The sequence below is a fragment of the Comamonas sp. lk genome (assembly GCF_900564145.1).
Classification (GTDB): Bacteria; Pseudomonadota; Gammaproteobacteria; order Burkholderiales; family Burkholderiaceae_C; genus Comamonas.
The window spans coordinates 2,911,741-2,934,983 of the sequence record NZ_UOOB01000001.1 but is presented as its reverse complement, the minus strand read 5'-3'; the positions used below and the strand labels follow the sequence as shown (position 1 = coordinate 2,934,983).

The following is a 23,243-nucleotide window of genomic DNA, read 5'->3' as shown; positions in this document are numbered from 1 at the left end:
GCATTCAGAAATGCTATTTGGGCGATTGATGTGCTCTTATCGTCGAAAAAAATAGCTATATCGTCATTATCTGCGGCTGATTGATCATGTATAGATAAAGAAAAAGCTGCCAGCGCTTTATATATAAGCGCTGGCAGCTTCTGTTTTCATAGCAAGTTGGCGACTCAGCTCAGCAGCAGTGCATCGTCGGCCAGCTTTTCGCCGCGCACCTTCTCGAACATGCGCAGCAGATCGGGCACATCCATTTTGGAGCGCTCTTCGCCGCTGACGTCCAGCACCACCTGGCCCTGGTGCAGCATCACGGTACGCGTGCCCACATCCAGCGCCTGGCGCATGCTGTGCGTGACCATCATGGTGGTCAGCTTGGCTTCCTGCACGATGCGCGCGGTCAGCTGCAGCACAAAGTCTGCGGTGCGTGGATCCAGTGCCGCCGTGTGTTCGTCCAGCAGCAGGATACGCGAGGGCTGCAGCGCCGCCATCAGCAGGCTCACGGCCTGGCGCTGGCCGCCCGAGAGCAGGCCGATGCGGTCGGTCAGACGCTTTTCCAGACCCAGGCCCAGGGTGGACAGGCGTTCGCGGTACAGATCACGGTTGCTGGCCTTGACGGCTTTGGACAGGCCGCGGAAGTTGCCGCGCTCATGGGCCAAGGCCATGTTCTCTTCGATGGACAGGTCTTCGCAGGTGCCCGCCATGGGGTCCTGGAACACGCGGGCCACTTGCTTGGAGCGCGACCACACAGGCATGCGCGTCATGTCGATGCCGGCAATCTCGATCTTGCCCTTGTCCACGCTTTGGTCGCCGGAGACGCAGTTGAGAAAAGTGGACTTGCCCGCACCGTTGGAGCCGATCACGGTGACGAATTGGCCTTCGGGAATGCTCAGCGACAGGCCGCGCAGCGCGCGGGTTTCGATGGGCGTGCCGGGGTTGAAGGTGAGTTCCAGGTTTTGTGCATTCAGCATGGTGTTCTCCGCATTTCCTTCGTTCTTATTTGCGCTTGCCGAGTTTTTTCTTGATTTGCGGAATCACCAGAGCCACGGTCACCAGCACGGCAGTGACGAGGTTCAAATCCTGGGCCTTGAGGCCGATGGCGTCGATGTTCAGCGCCGCTGCAATGAAGAAACGGTAGACGATGGCGCCAATCACCACGGCCAGCGTGGCCCAGATGATTTTGCGCGAGGGCAGAATGCTTTCGCCCACGATCACGGCCGCCAGACCGATGACGATGGTGCCGATGCCCATGGAGATGTCGGAGCCACCCTGGGTCTGCACGAACAAGGCACCGGCCAGACCGACCAGGCCGTTGGAAATCGCCATGCCCAGCAAGATCATGGCGCCGGTGTTCACGCCTTGGGAGCGGGCCATGCGGGCGTTGGAGCCGGTGGAGCGAATCGCCAGACCGCGCTCGGTGGCGAAGAACCAGTCCAGAGCCAGCTTGGCCACGATGACAAAGCCCGTCAGGATGATGGGGCGCATCACATAGTCTTCGATATTGTCCGGCTGCAGCATGGTGAACAGCGTGGGCTCGTTGATCAGCGGCACGTTGGGGCCGCCCATGACACGCAGATTGATGGAGTACAGGCCGATCATCATCAGGATGGAGGCCAGCAGATCCATGATCTTGAGTTTTACGTTGAGCCAGCCGGTGATGAAGCCGGCCAGCGCGCCAGCGGCCGTGCCGGCCAGCGTGGCCAGCCAGGGATTGGTGCCGTGGGCAATCAGGATGGCGCAGACGGCCCCGCCCAGGGGGAAGCTGCCGTCGACCGTCAGGTCGGGAAAGCGCAGCAAACGAAAGGAGATGAAGACGCCCAGCGCCACCAGGCTGAAAATCAGGCCGATCTCAATCGCGCCGAGAATGGAAAATAAAGACATAGAGAGAGCGACAGGCGCGACAAACGTCTAAAAAAATCGGCAGGGCCATGTTTGCCATGGCGCCTGCCGCTGCGCTGGCGCTGCGGGCCTGAGAGGCTGCAGCGCAAGTCACAGACCGGGGATTACTTGACCACGGTGGCCGCAGACTTGACCAAAGTCTCGGACAGCTTCACGCCCTGCTTTTCAGCAGCGCCGGGGTTCACGAACAGTTCCATCTTGGTGCTGACTTCAGGCTTGATGTCGCCGGCTTTCTCGCCCTTCAGGATGCGCACGACCATACGGCCGGTCTGTTCGCCCAGATCGCGGTAGTTGATGCCATAGGCGGCCACGGCGCCGCGCTTGACGGAGTCGGTGTCAGAGGCGACCAGAGGAATCTTGGCGTCCTGACCCACCTTGACCAGCGACTCGTAGGCCGAGACCACGTTGTTGTCGGTGTTGGTATAGATCACGTCCACCTTGCCCACCAGGGAGCGGGCGGCGCTGGAGACGTCCACCGAGCGGGGAGCGGCGGCGGTGACCAGGGTCCAGCCCAGCTTGGGCAGCAGAGCTTGCAACTCCTTCACGACCACGGCGGAGTTGGCTTCACCGGGGTTGTAGACCATGCCGATGCGCTTGGCATTGGGCACGACCTGCTTGACCAGGTCCATCTGCTTGTCCAGTGCCAGCAGATCGGACACGCCGGTCACATTGTTCTTGGACGGTGCCCAACTGGGAACCAGCTTGGCGGCCACGGGGTCCGTCACGGCGGAGAACACCACGGGCACGGTCTTGGTGGAGGCAATCACGGCCTGGGCCGAAGGCGTGGCGATGGCGACGATGGCGTCGGGCTTGTCACCCACGAACTTGCGGGCAATCTGGGCGGCGGTGCCGGTGTTGCCCTGAGCGCTCTGGTATTGCCACTTCAGGTTCTTGCCGTCTTCATAGCCGGCGGCCTTCAGCGCATCTTTCACACCGTCGCGTACGGCATCCAGCGCGGGGTGCTCAACAATGGCGGTCACGGCCACCGACTTGGTATCGGCCGCGTAGGCACCGGTGATGGTGGAAATGGCCAAGGCCACGGCACCCAGGCGGGCCCAAGACTGCTGCTTCATGTGTATCTCCAGCGTTTGTTATGTGTTCCAGATGGTGTGTAAGACGGCCAGGTTGTAGCCTCAGCGCCTTGCGGCAAAGTCTACTGCACACATCTGCTTGTCTCGTTGTTCCTCTTAACCCGGTTTACACCTAGACGGCGATCGCCAAAAAATGACATGAAAGCTGCATGAAATGAAAACTGACGGGGTTAATCGTGCAGTAATTTATGAAAAACGACTGCAGGTTTGCGTCGTGTGGACTTTGTTTTGGCGCTGCTGCTGCATTTTTCCTGCGTTGTGCTGCTGAAGGCTCTTGAATTGCACGAATTTTGAGCAGGCGCAAGCCGTTGGCCCAGGCGTCTCAGGGGCTGCTGCACTGGCGGAAATCGGGCTCCGGATGAGACGGCGTGCGGCGCAAGCTAGGGTTTGTCTGGATGCTGGCCAAGATCCCAGAGTTTGCTTCTATTTTTATAGCTTTCAACGCAAATGTTGTATGAGCTAGACATGAAAAAAGCCTGCAATGCAGAGCATTGGCAGGCTTTGGCGGGATTTTTGCTGCGACCGGGCGGGTTGGCCCGGCTTGAGCTGGCTTACATGCCCGAGTAGTTCGGGCCGCCGCCGCCTTCAGGCGTGACCCAGACGATGTTTTGGGTCGGGTCCTTGATGTCGCAGGTCTTGCAGTGCACACAGTTCTGCGCATTGATCTGCAGGCGCTGGGCGTCGCCGCCCTTGTCCACGTCGGCCACAAACTCATAGACGCCGGCCGGGCAGTAGCGCGATTCTGGGCCTGCGTACTTGGCCAGGTTGATGCTCACGGGCACCGAGGCGTCCTTGAGCGTCAGGTGAGCCGGCTGGTCTTCGCCGTGGTTGGTGTTGCTGATGAAGACGCTGGAGAGGCGGTCAAAAGTCAGCTTGCCATCGGGCTTGGGGTAGTTGATGGGAGTGCACTCGGCCGCAGGCTTGAGGTAGGCGTGATCGGGCTTGTCGCGGTGCAGCGTCCAGGGGATGTTGCCCTTGAGCACGAATTGCTCGAAGCCGTTCATGATGGTGGCCGTGGTCAGGCCCTTCTTGAACCAGGCCTTGAAGTTGCGGGCCTTGTATAGCTCGTCGTACAGCCAGCTGTTCTCGAACGCGGTTTCGTAGGCGTTCAGCACATCGCCCTGGCGGCCGCCGGTCACGGCTTCGTAGATGGCGTCGGCGGCCATCATGCCGGTCTTGATGGCGGCGTGGCTGCCCTTGATGCGGCTGACGTTGAGGAAACCTGCGTCGCAGCCCACCAGCGCGCCGCCGGGGAAGACGAACTTGGGCAGGCTGGAGATGCCGCCGGCCGTGATGGCGCGGGCACCGTAGGAGATGCGCTTGGCCGGCTTGATGCCGTTGGCCTCGTCACCTTCCAGGTAGTAGCGGATGTTGGGATGCGTCTTCCAGCGCTGCATTTCCTCGAAGGGAGACAGGTAGGGGTTGGCATAGTCCAGGCCGGTAATGAAGCCCAGGGTGACCAGATTGTCTTCCAGGTGATAGAGGAAGGCACCGCCATAGGTCTTGCTGTCCATGGGCCAGCCGGCGGTGTGCAGCACCATGCCGGGTTTGTGGCGCTTGGGGTCGATTTCCCACAGTTCCTTGATACCCAGACCGTAGGTTTGCGGATCCTTGCCTGCATCGAGCTGGTATTTGGCAATGATCTGCTTGCCCAGATGACCGCGTGCGCCTTCGGCAAACACGGTGTACTTGCCGTGCAGCTCCATGCCCAGCTGGAAGTCACCCGTGGGCTCGCCGTCCTTGCCTACGCCCATATTGCCGGTTGCCACGCCCTTGACGGAGCCGTCTTCGTTGTAGAGCACTTCGGCAGCGGCAAAGCCGGGGAAGATTTCCACGCCCAGGGCTTCGGCCTGTTCGGCCAGCCACTTGCTGAAAAAGCCCAGGCGCACGATGTAGTTGCCTTCGTTGTGAAAGCACTTGGGCAGCAGCCAGTTGGGGGTGCGCAGCGAGCTTTTTTCGCCCAGGAAGACCATGGCGTCTTCGGTCACGGCCTGGTTCAGCGGCGCGCCTTTTTCCTTCCAGTCGGGGATCAGCTCGGTCAGTGCGCGCGGGTCCATGATGGCGCCCGACAAGGTGTGAGCGCCGGGCTCTGAGCCTTTTTCCAGCACCACAACGGAAATGTCCTGGCCTTTTTCGGCTGCCAGCTGTTTGAGACGGATGGCCGTGGCCAGACCGCCGGGGCCGCCGCCAACCACCACCACGTCATATTCCATGGCCTCACGCGGACCGAACTGGGCCAGGATTTCTTCGTTTGTCATCGGGAGTGTCTCGCTTGAATAATGAATCAGAAAATTGGCGGACGCGGCCTTGTCAATCTGTCGTCGCAAATGCCGCAATGCGGGCGATTCTATGTCGGTCTTTCCACATAAGGATGCGGATTAGGTGACAGCGCAAAACTACGTATTGCGGCAGAGTTGCTAGATTAGAGGGCGCATCGCCCGCTGCCATACCCCAAAACAACTAGCGCGCCAGGACGGGTCCGAGGCGCAATGCAAGGAGACTGCAGCATGAAAATCGAGCTGCCGGAGCAGAAGAAACAGGTGTTCGAGATGCGTTTTCCCGTGCGCTGGGGCGATATGGATGCCATGGGCCACGTGAACAACACGGTGTATTTCCGCTACATGGAGACGGCTCGCATCGACTGGATGGCCAGCGCCGGAATCGATCCCGACCCGCAAGGCCAGGGCCCGGTCATCGTCAACGCCTTCTGCAACTTCTATCAGCAACTGGCTTATCCGGACGAGGTGCTGCTCAAACTCTTTGTCAGCGACCCCGGGCGCGCCACCTTCGAGAGCTGGGCCACCATGGAGCGTCTCAGTGCGCCGGGCGTGATCTGCGCAGCCGGAGGCGGCACCGTGATCTGGGTGGATTTTCCCCAGCAAAAAGCGGCGGATCTGCCGGACTGGATACGCAAGTTGGTGATGGCTTGATGTTCGGAATTCCGGATGATTGTATTTTTTGATGTTCGGATTTTCGTCATGTCTTATGCATGAGTGTAAGAAGGATATAAGTAAATCAATGGGTTGGCATTGATTTATCTGCTGGCACGAAACGTGCTTTAACTGGTGCAGGCCGCGTGCGCGCGGTTGCGAATTCCGGTGTGGTGAACACGGATCTGAATGCTGATTCAGTCCCGTTTTTTCGTGACCGGTCTTGCTGCTCCAGGCCTGGGGGTCGATCGCTTGCCGATCGCCAGGCGGCTTGGAGCGGTACATCACGCATACCAAGACATCCAAAACAATGAAATCCAATCGCCTGACCATGATGGTCTTGCTGGCCATGGCTCTGGGCGTGGTCGTGGGCTATCTGGTCCACACCTACGCTGCCACGCCTGAATCGGCCCAGAACATTGCCAGCTACTTCGGCATCCTGACCGATGTGTTTCTCCGCATGATCAAGATGATCATTGCGCCGCTGGTGTTTGCCACCTTGGTGGCCGGCTTGGCGAACATGGGTGACTCCAAGTCGATCGGCCGCGTGGGCGGCCGCGCCTTGGGCTGGTTCATCGCGGCGTCGTTCATCTCGCTGCTGCTGGGCCTGTTCTACGCCAATCTGCTCAAACCCGGTTACGGCCTGAATGTGGAGCTGCCCACTAGTGCCGCAGGTCTGGGGCTCAAGACTTCGGCGCTGAATCTGCGCGATTTCATCAGCCACGTCTTCCCCAAGAACATTTTCGAGGCCATGGCCACCAATGAAGTGCTGCAAATCCTGGTGTTTGCGCTGTTCTTTGGTATTGCTCTGGGTCAGCTGAACCACCAGAAAAAGCACGCCATGGTGGGCTTTATGGAAGAAGCCTCCCACATCATGCTGCGAGTGACGGACTTCGTGATGCGCTTTGCTCCTCTGGGTGTGTTTGGTGCCGTGTCCGGCACCATCGCCATCCATGGCCTGGGCATGCTGGCCGTGTTTGGCAAGTTCATGCTGTGTTTCTACATTGCTCTGGCCACGCTGTGGGTGCTGCTGACGTTGGCCGGCTACCTGGTGCTGGGCAAGGATGTGTTCCGTCTGCTGTCGCTGATCCGCGGTCCCGTGCTGGTGGGCTTTTTTACTGCCAGCAGCGAATCCACGCTGCCCAAGCTCATGGAGCAGCTGGAAAAATTCGGCATCAAGCCACGTATCACCGGTTTTGTGCTGCCTCTGGGTTACTCGTTCAACCTTGACGGCTCCATGATCTACACCACCTTCCTGGCCATCTTCATCTCGCAGGCCTATGGCATCGAGATGACGCTGACAGCGCAGATCACCATGCTGCTGGTGCTCATGGTCTCCAGCAAGGGCATTGCCGGTGTGCCGCGCGCCTCGCTGGTGGTGGTGGCGGCCGTGCTGCCCATGTTTGGTCTGCCTGAAGCTGGTATTTTGCTGATTCTGGGTATTGATCACTTCCTGGACATGGGCCGCACGCTGACCAATGTGCTGGGCAATGCCATCGCCACCGCCGTAGTGGCCAAGTGGGAAGGAAATGGAGACGAAGAGAGCGAGGCCGCTGCCGTAAGCACGGCTCAGGCGCCTGCGAGCGCCATGCCTGTGGCTGAGCCGGCTGTGCAAGCCGCTCACATCGGCGCTGCCCGCGCAGATGCCGGTCGTGCTGAAGCCGGCCGCACCGAAGCCATCCCGGGCTGAGCCCGTTGAAAGTCTGCGCAGAGGCTGAGCGGCTCAGTCCTGCGCAGCGCAGGGCGCTGCTACGATGGGGCACACTATGACTGCCCCCGTTGTTTCCTCTTTGCGCCCTGGATCGGGTCCTCGAACGCGGCTTCGCTTTCGTCCCCGATTTCGCCTGCTGCTGGCCTGCCTGTGCTGGCTGGGGCTGAGCGTTCTGGGCGGCTGGGCGGTCTATCAGGCCGCAGAGCAGGCCGCCCTTGAAGAGGTGCAGGATGCCGGCCGCAACCGGCTGGCGCTGTATGCCACCAGCTTGCAGCGCGAGATCGATAAATACGCCTTCTTTCCCGGCATTGTGGCCTTGCAGGCCGATGTGCAAGCCGTGCTGGCCCAACCCGGTAACGCGGCGCTTCAACTCAAGGCCAACACCTATCTGGAGCAACTGAGCAGCCGCGCCGGCACGCTCAGCGTGTATCTGGTGGATCGCAGCGGCCATGTGCTGGCATCCAGCAACTGGCGGCGCCCCGACAGTTTTGTGGGGGAAGACCTCAGCTTTCGCCCCTATGTACAACAGGCTTTGCAAGGTGGCTCCGGCCGCTACTTTGGCATCGGCACCACGCGCGGCGAGCCCGGCTACTACCTGACCAGCACCGTCAACAGCGGCGAGGGCCAGGATGTGGGTGTGGCCGTGGTCAAGGTCGGGCTGGCTCAGCTGGAGCAGTCCTGGGCCACGGCCGAGTCGCCGGTCTGGGTCAGCGATGAAAACAGCGTGCTCATCTTGAGCAATGTGCCGGCTTGGCGTTTTGCCACGCTGACGGAGCTTGATGCCGCACAGCGTGCGCGTCTGCAATCCTCTCAGCAATACAACCGGCGCAGCCTCAAGCCTCTGGGCTGGAAGCTGGAGCAGCCGCTAGAAGATCGCGGCACCGGCCAAACCGCCGGCGCGCAACTGCTGCACATCGCCCAGGGCGAGCAGGACTCGCCTGCCTTCAGCAGCGGCCAGTTCCTGCTGCAATCGAAGGCTCTGGCAGGCACGCCCTGGACCTTGTCCGTGCTCTCGCCAACGGAAGCTTCCATGCAACTGGCCCAAAGCCGTGCCTGGGTGGCCGCCGTGGTGATTGCCTTGATCCTGTTGCTGGCTGCCCAGTTCTATCAGCGCCGCAAGCATGCGCGCGAGCAACTGGCCGCCAGACAGAGACTGCAGCAAGCCTATGCGGTGCTGGAGTCCAAGGTGGAGCAGCGCACCGCCGATCTGCAAGCGGCCAACACGGCATTGCAGCAAGAGGTAGGCGAGCGCATCCAGGCCGAAGCCACGCTGCGCGCTGCGCAGAACGAGCTGGTGCATGCGGGCAAGCTGGCCGTGATTGGCCAGATCTCCACCGAGGTCGCTCACGAGCTCAACCAGCCTCTGGCGGCATTGCGCACGCTGGCCGGCAACAGCCAGCGCTTTTTGGAGCGGGGGCAGCACGAGGTGGTGCGCAGCAATCTGCAGCGCATGGCCGACCTAGCCGACCGCATGGGGCGCATTACCGGGCAGTTGCGCAACTTTGCACGCAAGTCCTTTGGCAAGCCGGCGCCCGTGGAGCTGGACAAGGCGCTGGATGCCGCGCTGGCCGTGCTGGAGGCGCGCATTGCCCGCAGCGGCGCCATGGTGGTTCGCAAGAGCGCCAACCCGCCTGTCATGGCTTGGTGCGATGCCGGCCGGGTCGAGCAGGTGCTGGTCAATTTGCTGGGCAATGCACTCGATTCCATGCAGGATCAGGCTTTGAGCGGCAGGCGTTCCTGCGTGGAGCTGGAATGCACGCGCAACCAGCAATGGGCGCAGATCACCGTGCGCGACCACGGCCCGGGCTTGAGCGAGCAGGCCGCTTCCCATCTGTTCGAGCCGTTTTTCACCACCAAGCCCGAAGGCCAGGGACTGGGGCTGGGCCTGTCGCTGTCGGCCAATATTGCCCAGGCCAGCGGCGGCATGCTGCAAGGCCGTAATCACCCTGAAGGAGGGGCAGTATTCACCTTGTTATTGCCGTTAGTGGATACTCAGCCGCTCGCCTGAACTGACTGCCTTTCTCCTTGCCCATGAATTCCTCCCTCCAAGTCCTCATTGTGGAAGATGACGCCGACGTCGCCATGGCCTGCGAGCAGGCCTTGCAACTCGAGGGCCTGGAGTGCCTGTGCATGGGCAGTGCAGAGCTGGCGCTCAAGCAGCTGTCGCCGGATTTCAAGGGCGTGGTGGTCAGCGATATTCGCCTGCCGCGCATGAGCGGGCTGGAGCTGCTGCACGCGCTTCGCGCCATGGATGCCGAGCTGCCGGTGATTCTCATCACCGGCCACGGCGATATCTCCATGGCAGTGCAGGCCATGAAGGACGGGGCGCAGGATTTTCTGGAAAAGCCTTTTGCGCCCGAGTTGCTGGTCAACGCCGTGCACCGTGCGCTGGAGCGCCGCCGCCTGGTGCTGGAGGTGCGCTCCCTGCGCCAGCAACTGCAAAGCCGTGATAGCCGCGATCTGCTGCAAGGCCAATTGCTGGGCCGCTCGCCCCTGGTGCAGCAGCTGCGCCAGACCGTGCAAAGTCTGGCCGCCAGCGCGGCTGATGTGCTGATCATGGGTGAAACCGGCACCGGCAAGGAGTTGGTGGCCCGCTGTCTGCACGAGACCAGCAACCGCAAGAACGGCCATTTTGTGGCGATCAACTGCGGCGGCCTGCCCGAGACCCTGTTCGACAGCGAGATGTTCGGCAGCGAGGCCGGTGCTTTTACCGGCGCCGGCAAAAAGCGCATAGGCAAGATCGAGCATGCCAGTGGCGGTACCTTGTTTCTCGATGAAATCGAAAGCATGCCTATTGCCATGCAGATCAAGCTCTTGCGCGTGCTGCAGGAGCGGGTGCTGGAGCGCCTGGGCTCCAACACCTTGATTCCCGTGGATTGCCGCGTGATTGCGGCCACCAAACTGGATTTGCTGGAGCTCAGCCGCCAGGGCCAGTTCAGGGCGGACCTGTACTACCGCCTCAATGTGGCCACGCTCAATCTGCCGCCGCTGCGCGAGCGCCGCGAAGATGTGCCCCTGCTGTTCGAACACTTTGCCCTGCAGGCCGCGGCCCGTCACCAGCGCCCCGTGCCCGAGCTGACGGCCGAGCGCCTGAACACCTTGATGGCCCACGACTGGCCCGGCAATGTGCGCGAGTTGCGCAATGTGGCCGAGCGCATGACGCTGGGCATAGAAGCCGGCTCTGCCCCGTTTGGCGCGGCAGCGGTGGCGAATCCGCAGTCGCTAGCCGCTACCGTGGAATCCATAGAGCGTGCCCTGATCGCCGAAGCGCTGCGGGCCAATGAAGGCAATCTGACCCGCACCGCGCAGGCGCTGAATACGCCCAAGACCACGTTGTACGACAAGATTCGCAAATATGGCTTGTGACGCGGCGTGCAGCGGGCTGCTGCCCGTAGCTTGAGGCCTCAGGCTTTTTTCTCGCGCGGGATGCGGCCCATCAGATAGAACTCGGTGTTGGGCGTCATGCCTGCAAAACTGGCCATGCGGTTGGACAGGCCAAAAAAAGCGGTGATGGCGGCGATGTCCCAGATGTCCTCGTCATCAAAACCATGCGGATACAGGGCTTCGTAGTCGGCATCGTCAATTTCCTGGCTGCGCAGGCAGACCTTCATGGCAAAGTCCAGCATGGCGCGCTCGCGCGGGCTGATATCGGCCTTGCGGTAGTTGACGGCAACCTGGTCGGCAATCAGCGGTTTTTTCTCATAAATGCGCAGGATCGCGCCGTGAGCCACCACGCAGTACAGGCACTGGTTGGCCGCGCTGGTGGCGGTGACAATCATTTCGCGCTCGCCCTTGGTCAGCGAGCCTTCCTCCTTGACCATCAGCGCATCGTGATAGGCAAAGAAAGCCCGCCATTCCGCCGGGCGACGCGCAAAGGCGAGAAAGACATTGGGAATGAAACCTGATTTTTCCTGCACCTCGGCGATGCGATCTTTGATGTCCTGGGGCAGGGTGTTGAGATCGGGGAAGGGGTAGCGGTTCTTCATAGGTCTGTCTCCTGGAGGTGAGAAGACCCAGCATGACATGCCTGGCTGCTGTAATGCTGTCGTTTGTGTTGCAGATGCTGCCGCGGGTGGATGCCGATTTTATGTCTGAATGGCCTGCAGTGCTTATCTATATTGCGCTGGATGCTATTGATTTATTGACACCTTGCGCAAGTATGGATGCCGTGGAACCGCCCCGCGCTATGCTGCTTGCATTCAGGACTCAGGAGCATGCAATGTGGCAAATGGCCGTCCCTTGGTGGGAGTTCGTGGTGCGCGGCGTGGCGGTGTATCTGTTCTTGCTGGTTTTTCTGCGGCTCACGGGGCGGCGCCAGACAGGGCAGTACGCGCCGTTCGATCTGGTGCTGCTGCTGATCCTGTCCAACGCGGTGCAAAACTCCATGAACGCGGGCGACAACTCTCTGGTGGGCGGGTTGATCAGCGCCACGACGCTGATCACATGTCATCTGGGACTCTCGCATCTGACGTTTCGCTTTGAGAGACTGCGCCATCTGATCGACGGCAAGCCCACGGTGCTGATCGAGGAAGGGCGCATCGATCCCACGCTGCTGCAGCGCGAGCAGATTACCTCGGATGATCTGGAGGCTGCCTTGCGAGCCAACGGCTGCCTGAATGCCCATGAGGTGCAGCGCGCCACCATTGAAACCAATGGTCTGATTACCGTGGTGCTGCGGCGCCGGACGGCCGACTGAAGCTGAGGCAAGCGTGCGATGCAGGGCCGCAGCAGGCATGCTGGCATGGCTTCACACGGAGAGTCCAAACTGGTGTTTGCCTGACAGCTGGCGCCGCTGCGCCGCTTCATACTGGCGCAAGCGCATGAATCTTCAGGCAGACCAGCATGCGTGGCGCAGATGGGAGTATTTCCTCAGCGGCAGGAATCCTCCTCATACTCTGGCGGCCGGAGACGCAAATGGTCAAACTCCAGCTGGAACTCGAGTTGTCGTATACGGTCTTTGAACCGGGTGCCGACTTCTTTTTCTACATCCATGCGGCATGCACGCAGTATCAGACGGTGTCATTCGAGAGTCTCGACATCAGTCAGAAGCATGCCCGCTGGGAAGTGCAGCAAAGCCAGAATGTGGGTCAGCGTTGCCTGCGGCTGAGTGCCGAGCCAGGTGCTTTGCATGTGCGCTATCTGGCCACGGTGGCCATCACCCACTTTTGCGCAGAGCCTGCGCAAATTGCCGAGGTTCCCGTCAGTCAGCTGCCGCTGGAGGTGCTGCACTATATCTACCCGAGCCGTTATTGCCAGTCAGATCGGTTGGCCAATTTTGCGATGGGCCTGTTTGCTCATCTGCCCCAGGGCTATGCGCGGGCACAGGCGATTTGCGAATGGGTGAGACAGCATGTGACTTTTCGCTCCAATAGCTCGAATGCCAGCACTGCGGCGGTGGACACGCTGGTCGAGCGGGTAGGGGTGTGCCGCGACTTTGCCCATTTGATGATTGCGCTGTGCCGGGCCAGCAATTTGCCTGCCCGGTTTGTGACGGGAACCGACTACGGTGCCGATCCCGCCCTGGGGCCTTCCGATTTTCATGCCTATGTGGAGGTCTATCTCGGTGGCCGCTGGTACCTGTTCGATCCCTCCGGCACAGCCATTCCCATGGGCATGATGCGGCTGGCAACAGGGCGCGATGCTGCGGACGTGGCGTTTGCCACCATTTTCGGCGGCGTGATGAGCGAGCAGCCCCGTATCCGGGTGCTTGCCGAAAGCGACGAGGCCCATGGCGTGAGCTTGCCCAGTCATACCCACCTGGCGCTCTCCACCGCCTAGCGCTGCGGCGCCAGAAAAAGCAGCGGGGCTGAAAAAAGCGGCCAGCGCCGGGGCCAGGAAAAGCCTATGGGGCGGGTGGCAAAAGCGACCAAAGTCACAGTGCTCTGGATTGGACCGACAATCGCTGCCATTCGGAACACAGGATAGCGAATGAGCGAAGCCAACCCTATAGAAAACACCGCCCCGGACTGGGCCGCCTGGAGCCGCGAAGCCGTGCAAACCATGATGGCTCGCAATGCCGAATGGCCTGGCCAGTTTGGCCTGCAGGAATCACCTGCCTACCGCTGGGATCTGGACAAAGCCATTCTGGTGCTGGAAGGCGCGCTGCACAAAGTCGTAGCTACCGTATGCCTGGTAGGCACCAGCAGCGACAGCGAAGGCAGTTTCTTGTGGAGCTGGGCCAATGAAGCCGTTCCCCCACAGCACGGCCAGGCCCTGGAGGTGGTGCATGATTTTGGGCGCGACAACCAGCTGGCGCTGCTGACCACGGCCAGTATTCAAGGCGGCCGCCCCGAAGCCACGGAATGCCTGTGTATCGCTGCCCGCTTGCAGCGCGCCATGGGCACCTTCATCGACAAGCAAGGCGATGTGACGCTGTACTTCAGCATCTTGCATATGCAGCTGGCGCCAGTGGAAGGCACGCTGGCGAACTGAGCTCGGATGTGACGGGCAGCAGGTCAGAAGATTGAAATGAAAAACGCCCCTAAGGGCGTTTTTCATTTCTGACACTCAGCCAAGGCTCAAGGCCTTGGCGCGCATCATTTCTTCAGATCGAAGCGATCCAGGTCCATGACCTTGACCCAGGTGGCCACAAAGTCCTTGACCAGCTTGTCCTTGGCATCGGCTTCGGCGTAGACCTCGGCCAGGGCACGCAGCACGGCGTTGGAGCCAAAGACCAGGTCCACGCGGGTGCCGCTCCAGCGCTTGGCGCCGGTCTTGCGGTCCACGCCCTCGTAGCTGCCATCGGGCAAGGCCTGCCATTGCGTACCCATGTCCAGCAGATTGACGAAAAAGTCATTCGTCAGCTTGCCGGGCGTGGCCGTCAACACGCCATGCTGGCTGCCGCCGGTGTTGATGTTGATGGCTCGCAGTCCACCGATCAATGCCGTCATTTCGGGGGCGGTCAGTGTCAGCAACTGGGCCTTGTCGATCAGCAAGGCTTCGGCAGGGGCAGGGAAGCGGCCTTGCAGGTGGTTGCGAAAGCCATCGGCCTTGGGTTCCAGCGGTGCAAAGGATTCGGCATCGGTCTGATCGGCTGTCGCATCGTTGCGGCCGGCGTGAAAGGGGACGGTGATATGCACGCCAGCATCGGCTGCGGCTTTTTCCACACCGGCACCGCCGGCCAGCACGATCAGATCGGCCAGCGAGATGCGTTTGTCGCCATCGGCGGCCTTGTTGAACTCGCGCTGTATGCCTTCCAGCACGCCCAGCACGCGGGCCAGTTGCGCAGGCTGGTTGACGGACCAGTCTTTTTGCGGAGCCAGGCGGATGCGGGCGCCGTTGGCACCGCCGCGCTTGTCCGAGCCGCGGAAGGTGGAGGCCGAAGCCCAGGCCGTGCCCACCAGCTCCTGTACCGTGAGGCCGGAGGTCAGCAGCTTTGCCTTGAGCGCGGCCACATCGGCATCATTGACCAGCGGATGCTTGACGGCAGGGATGGGGTCTTGCCAGATCAGCTCTTCCCTGGGCACTTCGGGGCCCAGATAGCGCTCGCGCGGGCCCATGTCGCGGTGGGTCAGCTTGAACCAGGCGCGGGCAAAGGCTTCGGCAAAAGCCTGCGGATTTTCCAGGAAACGGCGCGAAATTTTCTCGTAGGCCGGGTCCACGCGCAGCGAAATATCGGTGGTCAGCATGGTGGGCTTTTTGTTGGGGCCGCCATGCGCGTCGGGTATGACATCGCTTGCACCCTGGGCCACCCATTGAATGGCGCCGGCAGGGCTTTTCTCCTGCACCCATTCGTACTTGAACAGGTTCTCAAAGAAGAAATTGCTCCACTGGGCGGGCGTCTGGGTCCAGGTCACTTCCAGGCCGGAGGTAATGGCATCGCCGGCTTTGCCGGAACCAAAGCTGCTGGCCCAGCCCAGGCCTTGCAACTCCAGGCCGGCGGCTTCAGGCTCGGGACCGACATGCGAGGCCGGGCCTGCGCCGTGGGTCTTGCCAAAAGTGTGGCCGCCGGCGATCAGGGCCACGGTTTCCTCGTCGTCCATGGCCATGCGGGCAAAGGTGTCGCGTATGTCGCGGGCGGCAGACAGAGGATCGCCATTGCCGTCCGGGCCTTCGGGGTTGACGTAGATCAGGCCCATCTGCACGGCCGCCAGCGGGTTTTCCAGATCGCGCTCGCCGCTGTAGCGGCTGTTGGGGTTGTCGGTGGGGGCCAGCCATTGCTTTTCTGCGCCCCAGTACACGTCCTGATCGGGTTCCCAGGTGTCGCTGCGGCCGCCGCCAAAGCCAAAGGTGCGAAAGCCCATGGTCTCCAGCGCCACATTGCCGCAGAGCATCATCAGATCGGCCCAGGAGATTTTCTTGCCGTACTTTTGCTTGATGGGCCACAACAGGCGGCGCGATTTGTCGATGTTGACGTTGTCGGGCCAGCTGTTCAGCGGTGCAAAGCGCTGCTGGCCACGGCCTGCGCCACCACGGCCGTCCTGGATGCGGTAGGTGCCGGCAGCGTGCCAGGCCATGCGAATGAATTGCGGGCCGTAGTGGCCGAAGTCGGCAGGCCACCAGTCCTGAGAATCGGTCATCAGCGCACGCAGATCGCGCTTGAGCGCTTCATAGTCCAGCGTGGAAAATTCGTCGGCATAGTTGAAATCGGCACTCTGAGGATTGCTCTTGGCCGAGTGCTGGCTCAGCAGATCCACGCGCAACTGCTGGGGCCACCAGTCTTGGTTCGTGGTGCCGCCAGCAGCGGCCGTGCCGCTATTGGCCTGGTGAAAAGGGCACTTGGATTCTGTGGTCATGGGGTTCTCCGTTTCAACGTTTCCGACAAGTCGGGCCAGGTCAGGGGAGAGATATCAACGCATGGAAGATATCAATCAATTCAAATCGATAGTTGTTTGCAATCGATTGAAATGAATTATCGGCGCAAGGCTTGCGCAGAGGCGATTTTTTGCTATTGAAATTACTAAGCGCCACCATAGTAAAAATATACGAAGCTGTGTGGATGCGGTCGCTTGCTGCCCGCCGCTCAAGCGTAGGTGAGCCCGAGCATCTGCACAAGTGCGCAGGCTCAAAGTCTGGTGTTTGACCTGAGGGAGGGTGGGGCGGAATGGGCTTGAGCCCAGACGCTTTGCTGCTAGCCTGCCACCAGCTTGTGCACCAGATCGGCGGCGGTGGAGGCGCCGTATTTGCGCATCAGCCGGGCGCGGTAAATCTCTACCGTGCGGTGACTGATATTGAGGGCGCGGCCGATTTCCTTGGAGGTCAGCCCTTCAAGCAGGCGCGCTGCCACTTCGCGTTCGCGCCCGGTCAGTTCGGCCTTGACGGTGCGCTGGGCCGAGAGGTCTTCAAAGCTCCAGATGCCCGAGGCATGCGGGTCGTCTCTATCCAGCGTGCGACCGGTGACGTGGCACCAGAAAGCCTCGCCGTTGGCGCGCTTCATGATGCGGTTGTCGCTGTAAAAACCTTTGGTATTGAGGATGGGGGCAATCCGGGCGCCCAATCGTTCATACTCGTCGGCGCTGGGATAGAGTACCTGGAAGGACTGACCAATCAGCACCTCGCGCGAGGCGTGGAACATCTCGCACAGCTGCCGATTGCAGTCAATCATGGTGCGATTGCGTGAGATGACCAGGCCCACAGGAGCCGCTTCAAACGCCAACCGGTAATCAATCACCATAGTGCTGCTCTTTACGAAAAACTACTTACTCAACTACGTAGTATCGTATCGCATCTAATCTGAAGGAGACAGTTGTGAAAAAGCTCTACCCATCCGCAGACGCGGCGCTTCAGGGCGTTGTGGCTGACGGGCAATTGCTGGCCGTTGGTGGCTTTGGCATCTGCGGCATTCCGGAAGCGCTGATTGACGCACTGCGCGACAGCGGCGTCAAAAACCTCACCGTGGCATCCAACAATGCGGGCATTGATGGTTTTGGCCTGGGCAAGCTGCTGGAAACCCGCCAGATCAAGAAGATGATCGCCAGCTATGTGGGCGAAAACAAGGAGTTTGAGCGCCAGTACCTGGCCGGTGAACTGCAACTGGAGTTCACGCCCCAGGGCACGCTGGCCGAGAAGATGCGTGCTGGCGGCGCCGGCATTCCCGCCTTCTTCACCAAGACCGGCGTGGGCACGCTGGTGGCCGAAGGCAAGGAGCAGCGCGAGTTTGACGGCGAGACCTATGTGATGGAGCGCTCCATCGTGGCGGACGTGTCCCTGGTCAAGGCCTGGCGCGCCGACAAGAGCGGCAATCTGCAGTTCCGCCTGACGGCTCGCAACTTCAACCCGGCAGCGGCCACCTGCGGCAAGGTCTGCATCGTGGAAGTGGAAGAGGTCGTGGAAGTGGGCGCTATCGCTCCTGACGACATCCATTTGCCCGGCATTTATGTGCACCGCATTGTGCACAACGCCCACCCCGAAAAGCGCATCGAAAAGCGCACGATCACTGAGAAAGCAGGAGCCTGACCATGCCTTGGACGCAAGACCAGATGGCCGCACGCGCGGCGCAAGAACTCGAAGACGGCTTCTACGTCAACCTCGGCATCGGCATTCCCACCCTGGTGGCCAATCACACGGGCGACAAGGAAGTGTGGCTGCAGTCGGAAAACGGCATGCTGGGCATTGGCCCGTTTCCCACTGAAGACCAGGTCGATGCCGACCTGATCAACGCCGGCAAGCAGACTGTGACCACGCTGCCGGGCTCGTCCATCTTTGGCTCTGACCAATCGTTTGCCATGATCCGTGGCGGCAAGATCAATCTGTCGATTCTGGGCGCCATGCAAGTGTCTGAAAAAGGCGATCTGGCCAACTGGATGATTCCCGGCAAGATGGTCAAAGGCATGGGCGGCGCCATGGATTTGGTGGCCGGCGTCAAGCGCGTGATCGTGCTGATGGAACATGTGGCCAAGAAAAAAGACGGAACGACCGACCTGAAGATCTTGCCCGACTGCACCCTGCCGCTGACCGGCGTGGGCGTGGTGGACCGTATCATCACCGACCTGGGCGTGATGGATGTGACGGCCGAGGGCCTGAAACTGGTGGAGCTGGCCGATGGCGTGAGCTTCGACGAGATCCAGTCCAAGACCGGCGTGACCCTGCTCAGGGCCTGAGAGATTACAAGGCTTTGAGCAAGACAAAAAAACCCGCGAAAGCGGGTTTTTTTATGGATCCAATAACGCTTGGATTGAAGGAGGCTATTGAATCTTGCCAAGCAGATCCGGCGTGCCAAAGCCTGCCAGCTTGGCGTGGGATGCTGTGAAATACTGCTCCCAGAAGGCGCGCAAGGCGTTCATGGTTTGCGGGTCGCGGTAAACACCGTTTTTCTGCGTGTCGCTATCGATCAAGCCTGCACCAAGTACATAGATCTGAGCACCGCCAAAGTCTGCAGTGAGTTGATTGCTCTCCACTTTCTTCCACTCGGTCGCCACATCAATTTTGCGCACGGCCTTACTGCTGTAGAAGCTGCTGACCGAGGAATTTTCCAGCATGTCCGACGCCAGTAAAACAATCTTGCGCTGGGCGGGTGAGGCCTGAACCTGGGTCGAGATGTCCTTGAGGCTGCCCAGCACATCCGATTTTGCGATGCTGGAACTGGCCTGCGAGAGAATCTTGACCAGTGCCTCCTGTGTCAGCTTATGAATGCCTTGTTTCTGAAATACCAAGCATTGATCAAATTTTTGCAACAAGGCTTTTCCTGCATCGTCGCGGGCGTCGGCAGACATGGGTGCATCCATGCGAGCATGCAGCAGGCGGCGTGTGTAATAGCCCTGCGTATAAGCAGAGAAGGCGAATACGGACAACGCATTGCCTGGGCTTAGCAAGGGCCCAATCTGCTGGGCCAGGGATTGGCGCAGCTCGCCGCTGAACGGCGTGGTCTGATCAATCACCACAAACAGCTCGGTTTGTACGCTGGCAGGCGTCTGGCGCTTGATCTGTGCGAACTGATAGCAGTCGGGCAAAGCATTGTTGCCCGTGTCTGCCGAGGCCGCCGTGCTGGCCAGGCCGAGTGCCAATCCAGCTGCCAAGCCCATGCTCAGCAATCGCGCGGTGGGGCGGCCTAAGCTGAAGGAGGCCGTCATGACTGTTCCCCTTCGAGATTGGCCAGTTCCTTTTTCATCTGCTCAATCTTGGCTCGGCGCTGGGCGTCCTTGCGCTCGGCCAGTTGACGTTCCAGGCGGGCCAGTTCATCGTCTTCAGATTCGGCTGGCACGACCACCGTGCTCAAGGCGGGTGTGGATGCGGTGGCAATTTCTGTGAGCACAGGCGCGGTGATGGCCGCAGAGCCAGGTGCGACGACAGTGGTTGTTGTGGGAGCTACCACTGGCGCTGATGCTGGCACAGTCGGTGCCTGAGCCGCTGTCGGAGAGGCTGTGTATGCCTGCGTGTGCTGGTGCTGGCTGTTGAGGTCGCGCACATCTTCACTGCGCTCGCGGTCCATGAACTCCTTGAAACTCATCTTGTTCGCTTGTGCGGCGCTGCTGGTGCCGCTGCGGCCGCTTTCCTGGCGGCGCTGGTCCAGGCTGCTCAGCTGGGCTTGTGCGGCATCGGCCACATTGCGGTAATGCGCTCGCACATCTTCATAGCTGGTGAACCGGCCCTTGCCTATGGCTCGGAAAGCATCCGCGCTTTGTTTGCCTGCAAAACCCCATTTGTAGCCAAACAGCACGCCCAGGAACTGCAGGAACACAAAGATCACGGCCAGCACGATGAAGGTGCCCCAGCCGCCGTCGCGATCCAGATTCTGGGTGTCATGCAAGACCTTGTCCTTGCTTTCCTGCACCCGGGCCTGATCGTCCGTGGGCAGCACCAGTCCATCGAGTTTGAGTTCACCGCCACTGCCGGTGTTCAGACTCAGACTCAGGCCAGCGACTTCCTGTGTCAGAGTCTTTTCCAGTACTTTGCCGCGCACATAGGTTGCGCCCACAGCGACCATGGCCACGAAAATGACGGTGGCAATCGTGATCGCATATTGAGGGTGTGCACCTACGCGATTGATCAGCTGGGTGTAGACGGGCAGGTGATTGTCCACGCTCTGGGGTTCGGCCAGTGCGATTTCCTTGGTAAAGAGGTCGCTCTTGCGACCGCCATCGAGCCAGCTGCGGCGCGATTGCTTGATCTTGCCGGAGCGGTACAGTTCGTGGCCTGCGAAGTGGGTCAGAGCCACCAGCAGCACGGAGATCAGAAAGGCGATGCCCAGTGCACCCATTTGCTGGGTGTTCTCGCTGGCGCCTGGGATGGTATAGCCGGCCAGCACATAGCTGAAACCCATGGCTTCAACGAACACTAGCAAGGTGGTCAACAGCCAGATGAAAACCGGTGTGCCGCTGCGGCCCAGGTCGCCAGCCTTGGTCAGGTAGGTGATTTTTTCGTTGAAGTCATGCTCGTTGCGCAGTTGGATGAACTTCTTGTAGTCGCGGCACAGTTTCAGATCTCCCTGAAAAGCGCCTGTCTGATAATCGGTGCTGACGTCCTTGGACAGACGTGCCACATGACCGATCAGTGGAAAGCTGTACCAGGTGTTCATCCACCACCATTTGACTTTGTCCCACAGCGCAGAGATAACAATGGCGGCCAGCAGCACGCTGACAACGCTCCAGACAGCCACCGGGTAAGTGGTCAGAATTTCTTTCATGTGAATGACTTGGTTTGAGGTGATTTAGAGCTGCTGGCGAGGCTTGAAGTCCGTGGCAAACAGCTGCTCTACATTGCCGTAGATGAGCTTTCCGTCGCTGGCGCTTTTGCCCCCGTCCTGCGGGAAGAGAATGTCCATGCAGCGCGCGCCTTGCGGGCTGTTGGCAAATACACGGTAGAGAAGGCCGTTGCTGCCCTGATAGACGTTGACTGCTGGATTGCCACTCCAGACCGGCTTGGCCGTGGCCGACTTGCTGGAGTCATAGTCGGCGTAGAACTTCAGTTCTGGCGATTGTGGAGAGCTGCCGTCGCGCAGAACAGCCACCTTGTTGAGCACCACCAGATGGCCATTGATCTGTTGCGCCCAGGTGGTTCCGTACAAGCCCTTCATGTGCTCGCTGGTGCGGTAGCTTTTGCCCGTCATTGTTTTGACATCGCCAATTTTGCGCGGACGGTCATTGTCGCAACGGGCGATGAAGGGTGCGTCATTGCTGGCATGGGCTGTAGAAAGCAGACCGAAGCCGCTCTTGGGTGGTGTTTGTGCGCCCAGGCTGACCAACCGTGTCTTGGCTGACAAAGGAGTTCCGCCAAAGTCCAGCACCCCAGTGGGCAGCACAGGGGAAGGGGCGGTCTGCTGGGATGCTGCTGCCGTCATGCTGCTTGTAGGGCGAACGGCATCTTCCTTGGTGGCTGCGGATGAGACTGGCGCAGCCTTGGCGCTTGCTGTGTGTTGAGGTGCCGCAGCCTTGGCGGATGTGCTTACCGCAGGTCTTGCATTTTTGACTGGGCGAGCCTGGACAGTTTTGCTGTGGTGGGTAAAGGCCGTGCTTTCGCCTGAATCTGCCGCTGATGTAAATGCAGATCCTGATGGCACGGCGCGATATAGCGCGTAATTGGCACGGCGATTTTCAATGTAGTAAGCCAGCGCCTCGTCGCTATAAACCTCTACAAACTCAACGCGCCGATTCTTACCTCGGCCTTGTTCTGTTTCATTATCCGCAATCGGATATCCTTCACCAGCACCTTGAAAATACAGCTGATCCTGAGGAACGCCATTTTGGCGTAGCAGCTGTGCCACGGCTTTGGCGCGGCGCTCGGAAAGATCGGCATTGCCCTGAGAGTTGCCGGTATCGTCTGTATGACCAATCAGCAGCAAACGGCGTTGCTGAACGGTTTTTTGCCAGGCTTTGACTTGCTCAGGTTTGGCGCCGGAGGGGGGGTGAGTCTGTGCATATTGTTTTGCGATTTGCAGAAAATATTCCCTAGCGCGTGGCGTCAGCTGTTCTGAGTTGGGAAGAAACTGTGCAGAATCTCCCTGTGCATCACGCACTGTCATGGAAAATGCTTGCGAAGGCTCATCTTTTTTCGCTTCTGCGGATACGGCTAATGGAGTGAACTCCATATCAAGCTGGTATTGCTTGGCAATTTTGGATAGTTCGCAGCGCTTTTGATCGATATTCGCACCAATCAAGCCACCAACCAGGGCGCCAGCGGCGGCTCCTGCGATGGCTGCGCCCAGCTTGGCGTCCAGCACTTTGGATAGCAAGATGCCGCCTACCACGCCAACCGCTATTCCAATATTTCTGGCGTTATTAGCACATGGGTCATCGCTGGCAAAAGTGTCGGTCAATGCTTTTTGAACTCCGCCAGACCCATTGCCTGTAGTGGCACACCCTGCCAGCGACATCGCAATCACCAAACTTGTGAATCGATGGTAAGTGTTTGCTTTCGCTAGCATTTTCTCTCTTTTGCTATGTTTTTTGATTATTGGATATGATTTCCGCCAATCAGGATTTCTATGAGATTAATGCAAAATTTTGTGCTAGAGCTTTGGTATGAAAAACCTGACACAAAATACAGCTCGAGAATCGGTGAAAATTTGACTGGGACACGGAAATAACTTGATGATGGTAACAAAAAATAACAAGCATCTAGGTACTTGGTTTTGCTTATTTAAATAGTTGGGGCTTACTTCTGTTTTCGGTGTTTGGGGCAATATTTTGAAGCCGGTGCATGAATGTGTTGGAATAAAATCTGAAAATGCAGGATGGCGGGTGGTGATGT

At 59.8% G+C, this 23,243-nt stretch carries 18 protein-coding genes and 1 pseudogene; 9 read left to right on the top strand and 10 right to left on the bottom strand.

Features of this window, described 5'->3' with window-relative positions; genetic code table 11:
• Positions 1-164: 164 nt before the first annotated feature.
• From EAO39_RS13340 to EAO39_RS13325, 4 genes are all read right to left on the bottom strand, one after another.
• Positions 165-959, bottom strand: a complete 795-nt coding sequence (locus EAO39_RS13340; protein WP_120968096.1) for an ABC transporter ATP-binding protein — start codon at positions 957-959, stop codon at positions 165-167.
• A gap of 25 nt (positions 960-984) precedes the next feature.
• The gene (locus EAO39_RS13335) at positions 985-1,869 is read right to left on the bottom strand and encodes an ABC transporter permease (protein WP_120968094.1); all 885 of its coding nucleotides are present in this window, start codon (positions 1,867-1,869) and stop codon (positions 985-987) included.
• Positions 1,870-1,991: 122 nt separating this feature from the next.
• Complete coding sequence (locus EAO39_RS13330) at positions 1,992-2,960, bottom strand: ABC transporter substrate-binding protein (RefSeq protein ID WP_120968092.1); 969 nt, start codon at positions 2,958-2,960, stop codon at positions 1,992-1,994.
• A gap of 569 nt (positions 2,961-3,529) precedes the next feature.
• Positions 3,530-5,236, bottom strand: a complete 1,707-nt coding sequence (locus EAO39_RS13325; protein ID WP_120968090.1) for an electron transfer flavoprotein-ubiquinone oxidoreductase — start codon at positions 5,234-5,236, stop codon at positions 3,530-3,532.
• 249 nt (positions 5,237-5,485) lie between these two features.
• Here EAO39_RS13325 and EAO39_RS13320 point away from each other — a divergent pair, with 249 nt between their 5' ends.
• The 4 genes and pseudogenes from EAO39_RS13320 to EAO39_RS13305 all read left to right on the top strand — a co-directional run bounded on the left by EAO39_RS13320 (position 5,486) and on the right by EAO39_RS13305 (position 10,985).
• The gene (locus EAO39_RS13320) at positions 5,486-5,908 is read left to right on the top strand and encodes a thioesterase family protein (protein ID WP_120968088.1); all 423 of its coding nucleotides are present in this window, start codon (positions 5,486-5,488) and stop codon (positions 5,906-5,908) included.
• A 310-nt stretch (positions 5,909-6,218) separates the two neighbouring features.
• Positions 6,219-7,460, top strand: a pseudogene (locus EAO39_RS13315) (dicarboxylate/amino acid:cation symporter); the annotation flags it as partial.
• Between the two features lie 214 nt (positions 7,461-7,674).
• Positions 7,675-9,627, top strand: a complete 1,953-nt coding sequence (locus EAO39_RS13310; RefSeq protein ID WP_120968084.1) for an ATP-binding protein — start codon at positions 7,675-7,677, stop codon at positions 9,625-9,627.
• Between the two features lie 23 nt (positions 9,628-9,650).
• Positions 9,651-10,985, top strand: a complete 1,335-nt coding sequence (locus EAO39_RS13305) for a sigma-54 dependent transcriptional regulator (protein ID WP_120968082.1) — start codon at positions 9,651-9,653, stop codon at positions 10,983-10,985.
• Positions 10,986-11,023: 38 nt separating this feature from the next.
• On the opposite strand, the gene EAO39_RS13300 is transcribed toward EAO39_RS13305, so the two are convergent.
• Entirely contained in the window at positions 11,024-11,605 is a 582-nt protein-coding gene (locus EAO39_RS13300; RefSeq protein ID WP_120968080.1) for a peroxidase-related enzyme, read from the bottom strand.
• A 233-nt stretch (positions 11,606-11,838) separates the two neighbouring features.
• On the opposite strand from EAO39_RS13300, the gene EAO39_RS13295 reads away from it, so the two are divergent.
• From EAO39_RS13295 to EAO39_RS13285, 3 genes are all read left to right on the top strand, one after another.
• Positions 11,839-12,315 (top strand): YetF domain-containing protein, encoded by a 477-nt coding sequence (locus tag EAO39_RS13295; protein ID WP_120971068.1) that lies wholly within the window; start codon positions 11,839-11,841, stop codon positions 12,313-12,315.
• Between the two features lie 218 nt (positions 12,316-12,533).
• Positions 12,534-13,397 carry a transglutaminase family protein gene (locus tag EAO39_RS13290; protein WP_120968078.1) on the top strand — a complete coding sequence of 288 codons (864 nt, stop codon included), beginning with the start codon at positions 12,534-12,536 and terminating at the stop codon, positions 13,395-13,397.
• Positions 13,398-13,547: 150 nt separating this feature from the next.
• Positions 13,548-14,051 (top strand): DUF6882 domain-containing protein, encoded by a 504-nt coding sequence (locus EAO39_RS13285; RefSeq protein WP_120968076.1) that lies wholly within the window; start codon positions 13,548-13,550, stop codon positions 14,049-14,051.
• Positions 14,052-14,155: 104 nt separating this feature from the next.
• Here the strand turns inward: EAO39_RS13285 and katG are convergent, their stop codons facing one another.
• Both katG and EAO39_RS13275 read right to left on the bottom strand, forming a co-directional pair.
• Positions 14,156-16,354 (bottom strand): catalase/peroxidase HPI, encoded by a 2,199-nt coding sequence (gene katG, locus EAO39_RS13280; protein ID WP_120968074.1) that lies wholly within the window; start codon positions 16,352-16,354, stop codon positions 14,156-14,158.
• Between the two features lie 335 nt (positions 16,355-16,689).
• A complete protein-coding gene (locus EAO39_RS13275; protein ID WP_120968072.1) occupies positions 16,690-17,232 on the bottom strand; it encodes a PAS and helix-turn-helix domain-containing protein in 543 nt (180 codons plus the stop codon).
• 74 nt (positions 17,233-17,306) lie between these two features.
• Here EAO39_RS13275 and EAO39_RS13270 point away from each other — a divergent pair, with 74 nt between their 5' ends.
• The gene (locus tag EAO39_RS13270; protein WP_120968070.1) at positions 17,307-18,014 is read left to right on the top strand and encodes a CoA transferase subunit A; all 708 of its coding nucleotides are present in this window, start codon (positions 17,307-17,309) and stop codon (positions 18,012-18,014) included.
• Between the two features lie 2 nt (positions 18,015-18,016).
• A complete protein-coding gene (locus tag EAO39_RS13265) occupies positions 18,017-18,658 on the top strand; it encodes a 3-oxoacid CoA-transferase subunit B (RefSeq protein WP_120968068.1) in 642 nt (213 codons plus the stop codon).
• Between the two features lie 84 nt (positions 18,659-18,742).
• On the opposite strand, the gene EAO39_RS13260 is transcribed toward EAO39_RS13265, so the two are convergent.
• The 3 genes from EAO39_RS13260 to EAO39_RS13250 are packed head-to-tail and all read right to left on the bottom strand — an operon-like array spanning position 18,743 to position 22,917.
• Positions 18,743-19,627, bottom strand: coding sequence for a hypothetical protein (locus EAO39_RS13260; protein WP_120968066.1), 885 nt, complete (start codon positions 19,625-19,627; stop codon positions 18,743-18,745).
• Positions 19,624-21,180, bottom strand: coding sequence for a hypothetical protein (locus tag EAO39_RS13255; RefSeq protein ID WP_120968064.1), 1,557 nt, complete (start codon positions 21,178-21,180; stop codon positions 19,624-19,626). The genes EAO39_RS13260 and EAO39_RS13255 overlap by 4 nt, the downstream gene beginning before the upstream one ends.
• Before the next feature lie 24 nt (positions 21,181-21,204).
• Entirely contained in the window at positions 21,205-22,917 is a 1,713-nt protein-coding gene (locus EAO39_RS13250; protein ID WP_120968062.1) for an OmpA family protein, read from the bottom strand.
• Positions 22,918-23,243: the final 326 nt, after the last annotated feature.

Coding starts and splice junctions, on each gene's coding strand:
- EAO39_RS13340 (WP_120968096.1), bottom strand. CDS start 959: ATGCTGAATGCACAAAACCTGGAACTCACCTTCAACCCCGGCACGCCC.
- EAO39_RS13335 (WP_120968094.1), bottom strand. CDS start 1,869: ATGTCTTTATTTTCCATTCTCGGCGCGATTGAGATCGGCCTGATTTTC.
- EAO39_RS13330 (WP_120968092.1), bottom strand. CDS start 2,960: ATGAAGCAGCAGTCTTGGGCCCGCCTGGGTGCCGTGGCCTTGGCCATT.
- EAO39_RS13325 (WP_120968090.1), bottom strand. CDS start 5,236: ATGACAAACGAAGAAATCCTGGCCCAGTTCGGTCCGCGTGAGGCCATG.
- EAO39_RS13320 (WP_120968088.1), top strand. CDS start 5,486: ATGAAAATCGAGCTGCCGGAGCAGAAGAAACAGGTGTTCGAGATGCGT.
- EAO39_RS13310 (WP_120968084.1), top strand. CDS start 7,675: ATGACTGCCCCCGTTGTTTCCTCTTTGCGCCCTGGATCGGGTCCTCGA.
- EAO39_RS13305 (WP_120968082.1), top strand. CDS start 9,651: ATGAATTCCTCCCTCCAAGTCCTCATTGTGGAAGATGACGCCGACGTC.
- EAO39_RS13300 (WP_120968080.1), bottom strand. CDS start 11,605: ATGAAGAACCGCTACCCCTTCCCCGATCTCAACACCCTGCCCCAGGAC.
- EAO39_RS13295 (WP_120971068.1), top strand. CDS start 11,839: ATGTGGCAAATGGCCGTCCCTTGGTGGGAGTTCGTGGTGCGCGGCGTG.
- EAO39_RS13290 (WP_120968078.1), top strand. CDS start 12,534: ATGGTCAAACTCCAGCTGGAACTCGAGTTGTCGTATACGGTCTTTGAA.
- EAO39_RS13285 (WP_120968076.1), top strand. CDS start 13,548: ATGAGCGAAGCCAACCCTATAGAAAACACCGCCCCGGACTGGGCCGCC.
- katG (WP_120968074.1), bottom strand. CDS start 16,354: ATGACCACAGAATCCAAGTGCCCTTTTCACCAGGCCAATAGCGGCACG.
- EAO39_RS13275 (WP_120968072.1), bottom strand. CDS start 17,232: ATGGTGATTGATTACCGGTTGGCGTTTGAAGCGGCTCCTGTGGGCCTG.
- EAO39_RS13265 (WP_120968068.1), top strand. CDS start 18,017: ATGCCTTGGACGCAAGACCAGATGGCCGCACGCGCGGCGCAAGAACTC.
- EAO39_RS13260 (WP_120968066.1), bottom strand. CDS start 19,627: ATGACGGCCTCCTTCAGCTTAGGCCGCCCCACCGCGCGATTGCTGAGC.
- EAO39_RS13255 (WP_120968064.1), bottom strand. CDS start 21,180: ATGAAAGAAATTCTGACCACTTACCCGGTGGCTGTCTGGAGCGTTGTC.
- EAO39_RS13250 (WP_120968062.1), bottom strand. CDS start 22,917: ATGCTAGCGAAAGCAAACACTTACCATCGATTCACAAGTTTGGTGATT.